Genomic DNA, 13,503 nt, shown 5'->3' on the forward strand with positions numbered 1-13,503 from the left:
CCGTTTCACCCCGAACCAAACCACTGAACTTGACTCCGGACATCCCTCCCCTGTGGCGTTGTCTTCACAAGGTTGACGGGCTAGACTTGATCCCCTTTCATTTTCAACCGTTGCGGCGTTTTCCTGAAGGGGCCTTTCATGGCAGTACGACACTTTCTGACACTGAACGACATGAGTACCAGCGAACTCGAAGATCTGCTGGACCATGCCTCCAAACTCCGCAAGGACTGGCACGCCGGTAACACCCGCGATTCCCTGAAAAACCGGGTTCTGGCCATGGTCTTTGAAAAGTCCTCAACCCGGACCCGTGTCTCCTTTGAAGCCGGCATGACCCAACTCGGCGGCTCAGCCATGTTCCTCTCCCCCCGGGACACCCAACTGGGGCGGGGTGAACCCATCGAGGATTCGGCCATTGTGATATCGAGCATGGTCGATGCCGTCATGATCCGCACCTTTGCTCACGATACCGTAGACCGTTTCGCCGCTGCCTCCAGCAAGCCGGTGATCAACGCCCTGACAGACGATTTCCATCCCTGTCAGTTGCTGGCCGACATGCAGACCTACCGGGAACACCGGGGCAGTATCCGGGGCGCCACGGTGACCTGGGTTGGCGATGGTAACAATATGTGCCATTCCTACATCAATGCCGCAAGCCAGTTCGATTTTCACCTGAATGTCGCCTGCCCGGAAGGTTATGAGCCGGATCAGGCACTGCTTGAGCGCCATGATGACCGGGTCACCCTGTTCCGCTCCCCGCAGGAAGCCGCCACAGGCGCCAACCTGCTGGTCACGGATGTCTGGGCTTCCATGGGGCAGGAAGACGAGCAGCGGGCCAGGGAGAAAGCCTTCAGGGACTACCAGATCAACCCGGCTCTTATGGCCCAGGCCGATCCGGACGCCCTGTTCATGCACTGCCTGCCGGCTCACCGTGGTGAGGAAATTTCCACAGACATGATGGAGCATCCCGGTTCCGTGGTGTGGCATGAAGCAGAAAACCGCCTGCACGCCCAGAAAGCACTGCTCGAATTCCTCATTCTCAACCGTCTGGACTGAGTCATGGCCGCGACGACGCCCTCCACTGACTGGCTGCTGGAAGTCAATAATCTCTCCTGTGGTTACGGCGGTGACTCCGTGGTCCGGGACATCAACCTGGCCCTGAGTCAGGGGGATATCGGCTGTCTTCTGGGGCCCAGCGGCTGCGGCAAGAGTACGATCCTTCGGGCTCTGGCGGGTTTCCTGCCACTGAGCCAGGGGGAAATCCGGTTGCAGGGTCAGGCGATCAGCCTGCCTGGTCGCTCGCTGGCGCCGGAGAAACGCCGGATCGGCATGGTCTTTCAGGATTACGCGCTGTTTCCCCACATGACCATTGCCGAGAATGTGGGCTTTGGCCTCAAAAACCTCAGCAAACCGGAAAGACGCCAGAAGGTCACTGAACTGCTTAACCTGGTGCATCTGCAGGATCTTGCTGACAGTTACCCCCATCAGCTGTCAGGTGGTCAGCAGCAGCGGGTCGCACTGGCTCGGGCCCTGGCACCGGAGCCGACTCTGATCCTGCTGGATGAGCCCTTCTCAAATCTGGATACGGATCTGCGTCGGCGCCTGAGTCTCGACGTACGGGACATCCTCAAGACCCTGGGCATCAGCGCCATCCTGGTAACCCACGACCAGCAGGAAGCCTTCGCCATGTGCGATCAAGTCGCCGTACTGAAAGATGGTCAGGTCCAGCAGTGGGATGTCCCCTACAACCTCTATCACGAACCCTCGAACCGGTTTGTGGCCAGTTTTGTGGGGCAAGGGAGCTTTATCCCTGGTACAGCTCTGGGGCCGGACACCATCGAGTCAGAGCTGGGCACGATTCATGGCAACCGCGCCTATAACTGGCAACCGGGTACGCTGGTGGACATACTGATCCGCCCGGACGACATCGTGTTTGATGAACAGTCACAGCTCAGGCCCCGGGTGGTCGAAAAAACCTTTGCCGGCACGTCCACGCTTTACCGGTTCCGCTGCTCTGAAGATACCGAGTTCGAGGCCCTTTTCCGTAGCCACCTGGACTTCCATGTGGGCGAACAGGTGCCGGTGCGGGTGGACGCGGATCACCTCATTGCGTTCGAACGCACAGCCTGAATCAACCTTCCCGGCCCCGGGGCTCTGGTGACTCAGTCCGCGCCCCCGAGGCTGTGCCTTGGCCAGACCAGGCTGAACCGCGCCCCGCCCAGCTCATTGCTACGACTGACGAAAGCCTGGCCGCCATGCCAGTAGAGAATCCGGCGGACAATGGACAGGCCCAGGCCATAACCGCCGGATTGCCGGGTGCGACTGTCGTCCAGTCGGGCAAACGCGGTGAATACCCGCTCCCAGTCTTTCTCCGGAATGCCCGGCCCGTCGTCCTCGACATCAATCCGGCAGTTCTCCTCATCCAGGTGGCAGCGCACAATCACCCGCCCGGAGGCATGACGGGCCGCATTTCCCACCAGGTTCTGCAAGGCCCGGTGGATATAACGAGGTTCCATATCCGCCATCGCCGGGGCTTCCGGGCAGTCATCAATCCGGGTTTCGATCCGTACACCCTCACGAATCAGCCCCTGCTCCGAAACCACCTGAGCGACGATATCGGGTACCGATGATTCCTGCAGGCTGAACACCGGCCCTCCCTGCTCCAGCCGGGCGTAGGTCAGGATCTCATCGATCAGTTCATCCAGCTCCTGAATATCACCATCGATACCACGCAGTTGTTTCTCCAGCGCCTCGGGCGAGGACGCCGACTCCACCATCTGCACCCCGAAACGGATGCGGGCAACAGGGGTGCGCAGCTCATGGGAAACCGCGTGGATCATCTCCCGCTGTACCTCCACCAGCCGCTGGATGTGTTCGGCCATGCTGTTGAAGGATGCCGCCAGCCGCGAGACCGGGGAGCCATCGTCGGAATCCACCCGGGCCCCCATCTCCCCCCGGCGAATGCGGATAGCCACCGACTCCACCCTGCGCATGTGGGTATCAATCTGCTGCAGCCCCATATAGAGCCCCAGCGCCAGGACGCCTCCCAGAACAATGACCAGCATCAGCAGAATCGGCCAGCCCCAGGGATCAAAGGCCTCCGGTGGGGTCAGCATCCATAGCTCTCCATCCGCCAGCCGCAGCAGCACACGGGCCTGCCGGCGGTCACCAAAAATCACCAGGGGCTGGTCCCCCAGACTGTCCAGAATGGCCTGATCGGGCAACTGCCCCGGGTTCTGGATGGCAACCAGTTGAAGGTTCAGCGCTCTGCCGATATCCGAGGCAATCGCCAGACGAGCGTGACCTGAAGTATTGTCGAGGTGCCAGCGGACGATCAGGGCAGAGGCCCGGGCAATATCCCGGTATGGCTGATCCAGATGGAGGCTGACCACATGACCGTCATTTGCCAGCGCGTGATACCGGTAACCGGCAACAGCCGTCTCGCCAACAACCTGGCCATAGTCCAGCCGCTCGAGCATCACCGGCGAAAGATCGAGCTGGGAAGGTGACCTGACACTCAGGCCAAAGAGGGAGCGCATCCAGTGATAACGGGCCAGCGGCTCCGGGTCCGAGGCCAGCCATCGCATCAGCGGCGCGGCTGCCTGTTCATGCCAGATTTTTTCCCGGGCGGAGTTGATACCCGCAAACAGAGCCCAGCACACCAGCACCACCGTGACTCCGATCAGGGCCAGGCGCACGTATATTTTCAGGAAGAACTTCAGGGACATGGGCCCAACCCCGGTTGCCAGCCACCCGGGCCGGAGCGGCCCGGACGGAAACGTCAGGCTTCCCTGACGAAAAGGTACCCCTTGCTGCGGACCGTCTTGATCCGGCGCGGGTGAATGGGATCATCGCCGATTTTCGGCCGGATCCGGGACACCCGGACATCAATGGAGCGATCCTGGCCGTCATACTCAATACCGCGCAGTGCCGTGAAGATTTCCTCCCGGCTGAGCACGCGACCGGCATTGCTGGCCAGAAGCCATAACAGGTCAAACTCGGCACTGGTGAGATCAATGCTTGCATCTTCCAGCCAGGCTTCGCGCATCGCACGGTCCACCACCAGATCACTGAACTGAAGGCGTACCGGCTCCTCCTCGGCGGCAGGCGCCGGTTCCACTACAGCCGGTTTGAGACGCCGGAGCAGGGCCCGGATCCGGGCCAGTAGCACCCTGGGCTGAACCGGCTTGCAGATATAATCATCCGCCCCCATTTCCAGACCCAGCACCTGATCCAGATCGTCAGTCCGGGCGGTCAGCATGATGATCGGGCCATCGTAAAATGGCCGGACACGACGGCAGATGGACAGGCCGTCCTCACCCGGCAACATGAGGTCGAGCACCACCAGGTCCGGCTGTTCGTTCCGGATGCGCTCCACGGCCGAACCGCCATGGGTTTCCAGGGCGACCGTCAGGTCATTGCTTTCAAGGTATTCGCGGGTGAGGTCCGCCAGACGCTCATCATCCTCCACGATCAGGATTCGCCAACTTTCGCTTGTTTGTTCCACGCCATCCATCTCTGGTGTTTATCGTCCGTATTCGTTGTGCCGGGTGTCCGTTGACCATACATGCAACGTTAAGTAACGGCAATTATACATGGTGTTCCGAAATATGCAGGAAAGTGTCGCCCGGTTACGGCCGGTGAATACCAATCCAGCTGTCACCGACCTGTCACCACCCGGTCACCCCTCTGTCATACCCGGTTCATAGCCTTGGTCCTGTAAACGAACAAGAGGCCAAGCCATGACCGCACAGACTGCACAACCTCGTAAGGGAAGAAACCTCATCACCGGACTGACCCGCTGCCCGAATCAGATCCGGAACGCGCAGCGACTGCGCTACCGGGTCTTCTCCGAGGAATACGGCAGCGACCTGGGCGCCGCTGAGCCGGGCATCGATGCCGATGCATTCGATACCGTCTGCGACCACCTGACCGTCACCGACGCCGATACTGGGGCGCTGGTCGCCACCACCCGCATCCTGCATCAGGACAACCGCAACGCCGTGGGCGGCTTCTACTCCACCGGTGAGTTCGATCTCAGCGCCCTGGACAAACTGCCCGGCATTGTGGCCGAACTGGGCCGTACCTGTGTGCACCCGGATTACCGTAACGGCGGTACCATATCCCTGCTCTGGAACGCACTGGCAGGTTACCTGGCCGAACGCAACGTCAGTTACCTGATCGGCTGCGCCAGCATTTCCATGGCGGATGGCGGCTCACGGGCCTGGCGCATCGCCCGCCAGCTACAGAGAAGCCACCTGTCACAACCGGAGTTCCGGGTCACTCCCAAACGGGCCCTGCCCCACCTGGCGTTCCCCGAGACCGATAAGGACGAGAGCATCCCGCCGCTGATCCGAGCCTACATGCGCCTGGGCGCCAAGGTGTGCGGTGAACCCTGCTGGGACCCGGAGTTCCGCTGTGCCGACCTGCTGGTGCTGCTTGAGGTGGATCGCCTGACCGCCCGCTACAGCCGGCACTTCCTGCGGGATCGGTCATGAACGCGCTCAGGGCGCTGACTGAGCTGGCACGGGCCGCCGCCCGACTGGCACTTTTCCTGGCAGGGCTTCTTGTGACCTGTATGCTGGCAGTGGCCCTGCGACTGGTTGACCTGTTCCGGTCTCAGCCAGTCGAGCGGGACATCTGGGCCTGCCGCAGCTTCCGGCTGGTCGGCCGGGCCATGGGCTGGCAGATAACGGTACATGGTCAACTGTCCGATGGCGGCAATGCCCTGTTCATCGCCAATCACATCAGCTGGATCGACATCCCGGCCCTGGGCAGCATTCAGCCTCTGCGTTTTCTGTCCAAATCGGAGGTGGCCAGGTGGCCGGTCATTGGCTGGCTGGCACGCCAGGGCGGCACCCTGTTTATCCAGCGGGGCGCGCGCCAGGCCAGGGCCGTTCGGGAGAACATCATCCACCGGCTTGAGCAGGGCGAATCGATTGTGATTTTCCCGGAGGGCACCACCAGCAGCGGCATCGCCGTACTGCCCATGCATGGTCTGCTGATGAGCACTGCCGGGGCGGCAGGTGTCCCGATCCAACCGGTCACCATCGGCTACCGGCGGGACCTGCGCTCAGACGCACTGGCTCCCTTCATCGGCGATGACACCTTCCAGGGCCACCTCTGGCGCCTGCTGAAAAAGGCCCCCACCCGGATCGAGATTGTTTACCACGAGCCGGTGCTGGCCGAGCCCGGCCAGACCGCAGCGGAACTGACCCAACAGGTGCAGCAGGTAATCAGCCGGGGCCTGGCCGACATTCATGCCGGCCGCTATGACCCACCGGTAAAGCCACGGATCAGAACAGCGGACGGCCCTGGGTTATCTCATCTTCCGTCGCATCCCGGCGTCCGACAATCTCAAGGTCGAAATACAGGGTGAAGCCGGCCAGCGGATGGTTGGCATCCACTTTCACCAGGTTGCCGTCAATCCCGACAACCTGAACGACCTGGGCCTCGTCACCGGAGTTGGTCTGGAATTTCATTCCCACCTCCAGTTTTTCCACGCCCTCAAACAGCGACCGGGGCACCTTGCGCACCAGTTCTTCACGGTATTCGCCATAGGCCATTTCCGGCGGCACGGTCACTTCCAGGCAATCGCCCACCTTGCGGTCGATAACCGCTTTCTGGATGCCCTCGATAATTTCGGGGCTGCCATAAAGGAAATGCAGGGGTTCGCTGCCCTCGGAGGTATCCACCAGTTCGCCAATACGGTTCTTGAGCACGTAGTGGACGGTGAAGACTTCAGGTTTCGGGGATTCGGTATCGGTTTGCATCAGTGTGTCTGGTTTCCTGTTGCTTTCCGGGATTCGAGTGTTTGCAGACCGTGGATTACCAGCTTGCGATCAAGCCGGTCACGGAGCCCACGCGGATTGCGCAGCCCCATACGTTCAAGCAGGGCGGTATAACGCTCATCCTCGTCTTTCGCCCGCAGGGCCTGCCAGAGAAGCGAGAGTTTACCACGGCGGGTGGCCGATGCGGCGGCCAGCCCCTTAAGGGCTTTCCCCAACGTCAGTTCCTCGTCGGTAAAATCCCGGCCGAACGGGAAAGCCGGGAAAGCGTCCGGATCATCGACGATCGCCAGAGCCTTGCGCACCGCCTCCGGCGTGTTGTTTCGCCAGTGAGCCGGCAGACAGAAATCCCGGCTGACCTTGCCCGCCTTCTGCGCCCGGGCCAGCAGTTCCTCCTGAAAACGCGAATCGGCAATCCGGATCAGGCGCAGATAGACCTCTTCGTCAGGCTGCCCTCGGAGGTCCGCAATGCCATATTCGGTAATGACAATGTCCCGTAGATGGCGGGGAATGGTGCAGTGGCCATAATTGAACACGATGTTGGATTCGGTGTTGTCACCGGACTGCCGCGTGGCCCTCAGTGCCAGGATTGATCGCGCACCCGGCAGTTCATGGGCCATGGCCACAAAGTTGTACTGCCCGCCCACACCGCTGACCACACGGCCGTCGTCCAGGCCATCGGACACAGCTGCACCACCGAGGGTGTACATCATGGCGGTATTGATAAAACGGCCATGGGCCCGCTGGGCGACCTTGAGTTTCTGGTCACCGTAGGCGTGATCGTATAGCTGGTTGATAAAGCCCACGCTGGTCATGCAGATTTTCCGGCGCTGTTCTTCCGGCAGGTCACGCAACGCCTGGTAGAATCGTTCCGGCCCCACGTAGAAGCCGCCATGCATGACGCAGCCACCGGACAACCGCTCACCGAGCCCGCCTTCTGTCAGGGCCTTGCGGGTCCGGGGGTCGGTGATATCCGGCGATACCCCGTCGCCGTCTGCCAGCCGGAGTCCGTCCTGTTCGAGCGCCGCACCCTGGCGGAGGATCCCGTGTTCCAGCAGCCAGAGCACATCCCGGTTGCGCAACACCGGGTCGATCAGCCCCTCCCCGACCAGCACATCCAGCATCTCCAGGCTCGGTTCGGTCGTCAGACGGCCTTCATTGACCAGCCGCTGGAGGCCGGCGTCCCCGAAGACTTCGCGGGTCAGGATGCCTTCCTGCATCAGGTACAGGAAACCGTCCACCATCATTTCGCTGCAGCCATAAAGGCCAACCTCAAAAGGCTCGGTGCCTCCGCATTCGGCCGCCACAGGAAACTGTTCAGCCACTTGCAGGTGATCGTACAAAGCCCGCCAGAGGGGATTCCGGTGATGACGGAGAATGGTACTCTGAACCAGGCCAACACCGAGCGAGCCAATACCCACCTGCAGGGTACCGCCGTCGCGAAGCAGGGCGCTGGCGTAAAAGCCGATCAGGTGGTCGGCCGGGCTGACCGACATTTGCGGAGCGGAAAACAGCGGGTAGTCCGAGGCCGGGTCCGACAGAACCACATCAAAGTCGTCTTCGGCAATGACAGCATGATTCCCCAGCCAGGGCAGGCTGGCGTTCATTTCCGCCATCAGCGCCACGGGCGTGCCCCGGGCTTCCTTTTCCCGCAGCAGCGGGAATATGTCCAGTGACAGGTCCGGGTTGCAGCTCAGGCTCACCTGCCCCGGACAACCATGGTTCTCGCCCGGCGACACCATCTGGCCCACAACATTCACCCCGATGGCCAGCAGGTCACGCACGGCATGGGTATAGTTGGTGCAGACGTAATGCCGTTGCTGACTCTCGTTATTCAGATAGCTGCCCGCCTTGAAGAAAAACTCCGAGACCGTGACGTTATCCGGCAGCCGGTTACGGCTGACATCCCGGGCATAGGCCAGCTCCGGGATGTTGCCGTAAAGACGGCGGGCAAACGGCGCCATGAACCGTTTCTCCAGGGAAGACGACCCTTCCGGCGCCAACAGGGACAGCGCCGTGACGATATGCAACTGGATCTCGGGGTCCTGGCAGGCCCGTTGATACAGCGCATTCACAAAGCGGATGGGCTTGCCCAGACCCAGCGGCAGGCCAAGAGTGATGTTCTTGCCGACCCGCTCTATCACCCGATCGACACAATCTTCCGGGTTGTCCCGGCGTTTGTCAGTGCTCTTTGCCATTCCTGGCTCCTGAACCGTTGTTGATGCCAGTCCCCGGGCGGCCCTTTACGGGCAGGGATAGGTAAATTCCGCGTGGATGGCCTCCACGGCATCGATCAGGCCCTGACTCAGGGTAATCTCCGCCGAACCGACGTTCTCCCGGAGTTGTTCCATGCTGGTGGCGCCGATGATGTTGCTGGTCACGAACTCCCGGCTGTTCACCCAGGCCAGGGACAGCTGGGTCGGCGTCAGGCCATGCTGATGGGCCAGATCGGCATAGGCGCGGGTGGCTTCCATGGCGCGTTCGGTGGTGTAGCGGCTGAAGCGCTCATAGAGGGTCAGGCGGGCTTTCTCGGGCCATTTGCCCCCGAGGTACTTGCCAGTGAGCATGCCGAACGCCAGCGGGGAGTAGGCCAGCAGGCCAGTACTCTCGCGATGGGCAAACTCGGCCAACCCGGCCTCAAAGGAACGGTTAAGCAGGTTGTAGGGGTTCTGGATGGAGGCCACTCTCGGCCAGCCCTTTTCCCGTGACAGCCGCAGGTACTCGGCCGTTCCCCAGGGGGTTTCATTGGAAATGCCGACGTGGCGGATTTTGCCTTCCTTTACAAGACCATCCAGGGCTTCCAGGGTTTCCTCAATGGGCGTCATGGTCTCGTCCGGGTTCTTGCGATAGCCCAGCTTGCCGAAAAAGTTCGCGCTGCGGTCGGGCCAATGCACCTGATACAGATCGATGTAATCGGTCTGCAGGCGGCGAAGGCTGTCCTCACAGGCCTGACGGATATGATCGCGGGTCAGTCGCGGCCCGCCCCGCAGGTAACTCAGACCATTGCCCGGGCCGGCCACCTTGCTGGCAAGCACCAGATCGTCCCGGCGCCCGCGGCGGGCCAGCCAGTTGCCCAGACAGGCCTCGGTCTGGCCCTGGGTCTCCGCCCGCGGCGGTACCGGATACATTTCGGCGACATCAATGAAGTTGATACCCGCACCGGTGGCGTAGTCCAGTTGTTCGAAGGCTTCCTGCTCGGTGTTCTGCTCGCCCCAGGTCATGGTGCCCAGGCAGATCAGGCTGACATCGATATCGGTGGTTCCCAGTTTCCGGGTCTGCATGCGATCTCCTCGAGTTGAAAGCGAATGCCGGCAGCTGTCATCGCAATGTCATGAAGCTGTCGTGGCTCTGTCACGGCCCTTTCCCATAGTGAGGGCATGACACAGAAAGCTTCAGGACCCAGCGTGACCACAGCCCCGCATAACGAACGGCGTCGCCAACACATTAGCATTGTTTCCGAGACATTTCCGCCGGAAATCAATGGTGTTGCCAACACCCTCCAGCATCTCTGCGAGGGGCTGGTCGCGCGCGGCCACCAGGTCTCCGTGATCCGGCCACGGCAACGCGGGGAGCGAGGACAGGCCGAGGCCGCCAGCAGCATTCCCCACCAGGTTGTCACCGGCCTGCCCCTGCCGGGCTACAGCGAACTCCGCTTTGGCCTTGTCCGTCCTGGCCGCCTGGTCCGCCAATGGCGAAACCGCCGACCGGACGCGGTCTATGTCGCTACCCAGGGGCCTCTGGGTGTGGCTGCAACTCTGGCGGCGAAGCGGCTGAACCTTCCGGTTTTCTCCGGCTTTCATACCAACTTTCACAGCTACTCGGGGTATTACGGGCTGGGCATGTTCGAGCGCATACTCAGAAGCTATGGCCGCTGGTTTCATAACCGGACCGACCTGACCCTGGTTCCTACCCTGCAGATGCAGACGGCCACACGGGCCATGGGTATCACCAACACCCGGCTCTGGAGCCGCGGTGTCGACTGCCGCCGCTTCTGCCCGCAGCGCAGGGATACCTCACTGCGTGAACACTGGGGGCTGGGCCCGGATGACAGGGCGGTGCTGTATGTGGGGCGCCTGGCGGCGGAAAAGAACATCCAGCTGGCGGTGGCCTGCTTCGAGCGCATTCGCGGTCTCCACCCGGGTGCCCGCTTCGTGCTCGTGGGTGATGGCCCTCTGCGCCGGCAACTGCAGGAAAGACACCCGGAATACCACTTCTGCGGCGTTCAGAAAGGCGAAGCCCTGGCCCGCCACTATGCCTCCGGGGATATCTTCCTGTTCCCCAGTAAAACCGACACTTTCGGCAACGTGGTCATGGAAGCCATGGCCAGCGGACTGGGCACCGTGGCGTTTGATGACGCAGCCGCCGGTGAACACCTCCGGCACGACGAGAACGGCGTCAAGGCCGCGGTGGATGACGACGAGGCCTTTATCACTCACGCCATCCGGCTGGCCGACCAGCCCTCGCTACTGAACCGTGTCCGAAGCCAGGCCCGGCTGGACGCCCTGGACCAGACCTGGGACAGCCAGATCGAAGTGTTCGAACAACTGGTCTTCAACACCCCTGCAAAGGCTCGACATCATGGCATCAACAAACAGAGCGTCTCGCTTTTTTGAGCGGGCAGACCAGCGGGAACTGGCCTTCTGCCAGGCCCTCAACCGGGCCGTAAGGTTCCGGCCGGTGCTGGGTTATTTCCGGGTGGTGAGTCGGCTGGGGGACGGCTGGTTCTGGTACGGATTGATCCTGCTGTTGCCAATACTGGCCCCCGCCGTGGGCTATGCCCTGGCCCTGTTGATGACCTTCACCGGGCTGACCTGCACCCTGACCTACAAAACCCTGAAGCGCTGGCTGATACGGGAGCGCCCGTTCATTTCCTTCCCGGCCATCGACTGTGCCACGCCACCGCTGGACCGTTACAGCTTCCCCTCCGGCCATACGCTCCATGCCAGTTGCTTTCAGACCATGCTGTTTATCGGCCTGCCAGCAATGGCCTGGGCTGTCCTGCCATTCACACTTTCAGTGGTGGCCTCGCGGGTGGTACTGGGGCTGCACTACCCTTCAGACGTGGCTGCCGGCGCCATCATCGGCAGCACCATGGGCTGGCTTTCGATGTCATTGCTGTCCAGCGGGCTGGCGTAACTGAAAATCAGTCGAACAGCCGTAACTGGGTGACCGGCGCCTCATCATTGCGAAAGCGCACACCCACACCCAGCAACCGGACCGGCCGCGCCTCCTGGGTGATCAGGTCGTCCAGCAGGGGCTGGTAATCCTCGGCGCCAGGGGCGTCAAACGAATCCCGGACCCGCTCCAGGGTATGGGTGGAAAAATCGCTGTAGCGGATTTTCACAAACAGCTTGTGGATGGGTTTGTGCTGGCCCTTGCGGGACAGGCGGCGGCTCAGATCACTCACCAGCGCCGGCATCACTGCTTCACAGGCAGACTTGTCTGGCAGGTCCTGGGAGAAGGTCCGCTCGACACTGACCGATTTCGCCACCCGCGAGACCACCACCGGCCGCTCGTCCCGACCATGGGCCATTTCGAACAGCCGGTAGCCCTGCTTGCCGAAACGTTCCACCAGCGCCGGCGCCCCGAGTGCCTTCATGTCGCCACAGGTCTTTACGCCCAGGTCGTGCAACTTGCCAGCGGTCACCTGGCCCACACCGAACAGCTTCTCAACAGGCAGGGCATTCACAAAGGCCGGCACCTCGTCCGGCGTGATCACGAACAGCCCGTCCGGTTTCTGCCAGTCGCTGGCAATCTTGGCCAGGAACTTGTTGGGGGCAACGCCGGCGGAGATGGTAATGCCCACCTCCTCCCGCACCCGTTCACGCAGGTGCCGGGCCATCAGCGTGGCACTGCCCCGGAAGTCGGTGATGTCGGAAACATCCAGAAAGGCCTCATCCAGGGACAACGGTTCCACCAGGTCCGTCAGATCCCGCAGGATGTCCATAACCTGCCGGGACACCTGCCGGTAGCGGTTCATGTCCACCGGCACCGTCACCAACCCCGGGCACAGGCGACGCGCCTCACTGCCCGGCATGGCGGAACGCACGCCAAACGCCCGGGCACGGTAGTTACAGGTACTGACCACGCCGCGACCTTCTGTGCCTCCGACGGCCAGCGGCACCTCCCGCAATGACGGGTCGTCCCGCATCTCCACGGCGGCGTAAAAGCAGTCGCAGTCAACATGGATTACCTTGCGCTGGGACATCCGCACCCACTCACATTAAAATATGTACATTCATACAGCCTTGTATCTTATGCCAACATGCCGAGAATGTCAGGAGTTCCCACGCTGGAGCGGCCAGGCAACGGCTTCCGGCACTGACAGGATCCTGACCAATGAACATCAATGAGGCGGTGCGAATTCACCTGGCGTCTCTCCGGGCCGGCCATGCGGATTTCGATGATACCCTTGCGCTTGTCGAGCAGCATTTTGACGTCCAGCCGACGTCCTTTGCCAATGGCCCGCTGTACAACGAAGCGGGCGAAAATGCCGGTTCCTGCCGGGTCTTTGCCCTGGGTCAGTACTGCAACCTGAGCGAGGCGGATACCCTGAGCCTGTTCGCCCAGCACTATCAGCAGGTGCTGGATGAGCCCGCCGGTGACAGCCATGGCAATATACGCCAGTTCATCACCACCGGCTGGTCTGGCATCCGGTTTGACGACCAGCCACTGCGGCCCAAAACAACCATCACCCAGTAACACACCAGGGAAGACA

The 13,503-nt window shown here is 61.7% G+C and carries 13 protein-coding genes; 7 read left to right on the forward strand and 6 right to left on the reverse strand.

What is annotated here, in order from left to right:
- Positions 1-138: 138 nt before the first annotated feature.
- Positions 139-1,053 (forward strand): ornithine carbamoyltransferase, encoded by a 915-nt coding sequence (gene argF, locus HNR38_RS10065; protein ID WP_183703229.1) that lies wholly within the window; start codon positions 139-141, stop codon positions 1,051-1,053.
- A gap of 3 nt (positions 1,054-1,056) precedes the next feature.
- Positions 1,057-2,127 carry an ABC transporter ATP-binding protein gene (locus HNR38_RS10070; RefSeq protein WP_183703233.1) on the forward strand — a complete coding sequence of 357 codons (1,071 nt, stop codon included), beginning with the start codon at positions 1,057-1,059 and terminating at the stop codon, positions 2,125-2,127.
- 32 nt (positions 2,128-2,159) lie between these two features.
- Here the strand turns inward: HNR38_RS10070 and HNR38_RS10075 are convergent, their stop codons facing one another.
- Both HNR38_RS10075 and HNR38_RS10080 read right to left on the reverse strand, forming a co-directional pair.
- Positions 2,160-3,725 (reverse strand): ATP-binding protein, encoded by a 1,566-nt coding sequence (locus tag HNR38_RS10075; RefSeq protein WP_183703236.1) that lies wholly within the window; start codon positions 3,723-3,725, stop codon positions 2,160-2,162.
- 53 nt (positions 3,726-3,778) lie between these two features.
- Positions 3,779-4,513: a response regulator gene (locus HNR38_RS10080; RefSeq protein ID WP_183703238.1), complete on the reverse strand. Its 735-nt coding sequence runs from the start codon at positions 4,511-4,513 to the stop codon at positions 3,779-3,781.
- Positions 4,514-4,739: 226 nt separating this feature from the next.
- Here HNR38_RS10080 and HNR38_RS10085 point away from each other — a divergent pair, with 226 nt between their 5' ends.
- The gene (locus tag HNR38_RS10085) at positions 4,740-5,495 is read left to right on the forward strand and encodes a GNAT family N-acetyltransferase (protein ID WP_183703242.1); all 756 of its coding nucleotides are present in this window, start codon (positions 4,740-4,742) and stop codon (positions 5,493-5,495) included.
- A complete protein-coding gene (locus HNR38_RS10090) occupies positions 5,492-6,376 on the forward strand; it encodes a lysophospholipid acyltransferase family protein (RefSeq protein WP_183703245.1) in 885 nt (294 codons plus the stop codon). Before HNR38_RS10085 ends, HNR38_RS10090 begins: the two co-directional genes overlap by 4 nt.
- On the opposite strand, the gene HNR38_RS10095 is transcribed toward HNR38_RS10090, so the two are convergent.
- From HNR38_RS10095 to HNR38_RS10105, 3 genes are read right to left on the reverse strand one after another with little or no spacing between them, the layout of a single operon-like run.
- Complete coding sequence (locus HNR38_RS10095) at positions 6,294-6,770, reverse strand: FKBP-type peptidyl-prolyl cis-trans isomerase (protein ID WP_183703248.1); 477 nt, start codon at positions 6,768-6,770, stop codon at positions 6,294-6,296. The genes HNR38_RS10090 and HNR38_RS10095 overlap by 83 nt on opposite strands.
- Entirely contained in the window at positions 6,770-8,983 is a 2,214-nt protein-coding gene (locus tag HNR38_RS10100) for an acetyl-CoA hydrolase/transferase C-terminal domain-containing protein (protein WP_183703250.1), read from the reverse strand. Before HNR38_RS10100 ends, HNR38_RS10095 begins: the two co-directional genes overlap by 1 nt.
- A 45-nt stretch (positions 8,984-9,028) precedes the next feature.
- Positions 9,029-10,066 (reverse strand): NADP(H)-dependent aldo-keto reductase, encoded by a 1,038-nt coding sequence (locus HNR38_RS10105; RefSeq protein ID WP_183703253.1) that lies wholly within the window; start codon positions 10,064-10,066, stop codon positions 9,029-9,031.
- Positions 10,067-10,189: 123 nt separating this feature from the next.
- Between HNR38_RS10105 and HNR38_RS10110 the strand changes: the two genes are divergently transcribed.
- Positions 10,190-11,398: a glycosyltransferase family 4 protein gene (locus HNR38_RS10110; RefSeq protein WP_343068280.1), complete on the forward strand. Its 1,209-nt coding sequence runs from the start codon at positions 10,190-10,192 to the stop codon at positions 11,396-11,398.
- On the forward strand, positions 11,364-11,921 hold the full coding sequence (locus tag HNR38_RS10115; RefSeq protein ID WP_183703259.1) for a phosphatase PAP2 family protein: 558 nt from the start codon (positions 11,364-11,366) through the stop codon (positions 11,919-11,921). Before HNR38_RS10110 ends, HNR38_RS10115 begins: the two co-directional genes overlap by 35 nt.
- Before the next feature lie 7 nt (positions 11,922-11,928).
- Here HNR38_RS10115 and dinB read toward each other — a convergent pair whose 3' ends face one another.
- Positions 11,929-12,993 carry a DNA polymerase IV gene (dinB, locus tag HNR38_RS10120; RefSeq protein WP_183703275.1) on the reverse strand — a complete coding sequence of 355 codons (1,065 nt, stop codon included), beginning with the start codon at positions 12,991-12,993 and terminating at the stop codon, positions 11,929-11,931.
- 131 nt (positions 12,994-13,124) lie between these two features.
- Here dinB and HNR38_RS10125 point away from each other — a divergent pair, with 131 nt between their 5' ends.
- Positions 13,125-13,487, forward strand: coding sequence for a HopJ type III effector protein (locus tag HNR38_RS10125; RefSeq protein ID WP_183703278.1), 363 nt, complete (start codon positions 13,125-13,127; stop codon positions 13,485-13,487).
- Positions 13,488-13,503: the final 16 nt, after the last annotated feature.

The organism is Marinobacter oulmenensis, from assembly GCF_014201735.1.
Classification (GTDB): Bacteria; Pseudomonadota; Gammaproteobacteria; order Pseudomonadales; family Oleiphilaceae; genus Marinobacter; species Marinobacter oulmenensis.

Excerpts from the sequence above, each read along its gene's own strand:
- HNR38_RS10100 (WP_183703250.1), bottom strand. The coding sequence starts at position 8,983 with ATGGCAAAGAGCACTGACAAACGCCGGGACAACCCGGAAGATTGTGTC.
- HNR38_RS10105 (WP_183703253.1), bottom strand. The coding sequence starts at position 10,066 with ATGCAGACCCGGAAACTGGGAACCACCGATATCGATGTCAGCCTGATC.
- HNR38_RS10115 (WP_183703259.1), top strand. The coding sequence starts at position 11,364 with ATGGCATCAACAAACAGAGCGTCTCGCTTTTTTGAGCGGGCAGACCAG.
- HNR38_RS10080 (WP_183703238.1), bottom strand. The coding sequence starts at position 4,513 with ATGGATGGCGTGGAACAAACAAGCGAAAGTTGGCGAATCCTGATCGTG.
- HNR38_RS10095 (WP_183703248.1), bottom strand. The coding sequence starts at position 6,770 with ATGCAAACCGATACCGAATCCCCGAAACCTGAAGTCTTCACCGTCCAC.
- HNR38_RS10090 (WP_183703245.1), top strand. The coding sequence starts at position 5,492 with ATGAACGCGCTCAGGGCGCTGACTGAGCTGGCACGGGCCGCCGCCCGA.
- HNR38_RS10070 (WP_183703233.1), top strand. The coding sequence starts at position 1,057 with ATGGCCGCGACGACGCCCTCCACTGACTGGCTGCTGGAAGTCAATAAT.
- HNR38_RS10125 (WP_183703278.1), top strand. The coding sequence starts at position 13,125 with ATGAACATCAATGAGGCGGTGCGAATTCACCTGGCGTCTCTCCGGGCC.
- HNR38_RS10075 (WP_183703236.1), bottom strand. The coding sequence starts at position 3,725 with ATGTCCCTGAAGTTCTTCCTGAAAATATACGTGCGCCTGGCCCTGATC.
- dinB (WP_183703275.1), bottom strand. The coding sequence starts at position 12,993 with ATGTCCCAGCGCAAGGTAATCCATGTTGACTGCGACTGCTTTTACGCC.
- HNR38_RS10085 (WP_183703242.1), top strand. The coding sequence starts at position 4,740 with ATGACCGCACAGACTGCACAACCTCGTAAGGGAAGAAACCTCATCACC.
- argF (WP_183703229.1), top strand. The coding sequence starts at position 139 with ATGGCAGTACGACACTTTCTGACACTGAACGACATGAGTACCAGCGAA.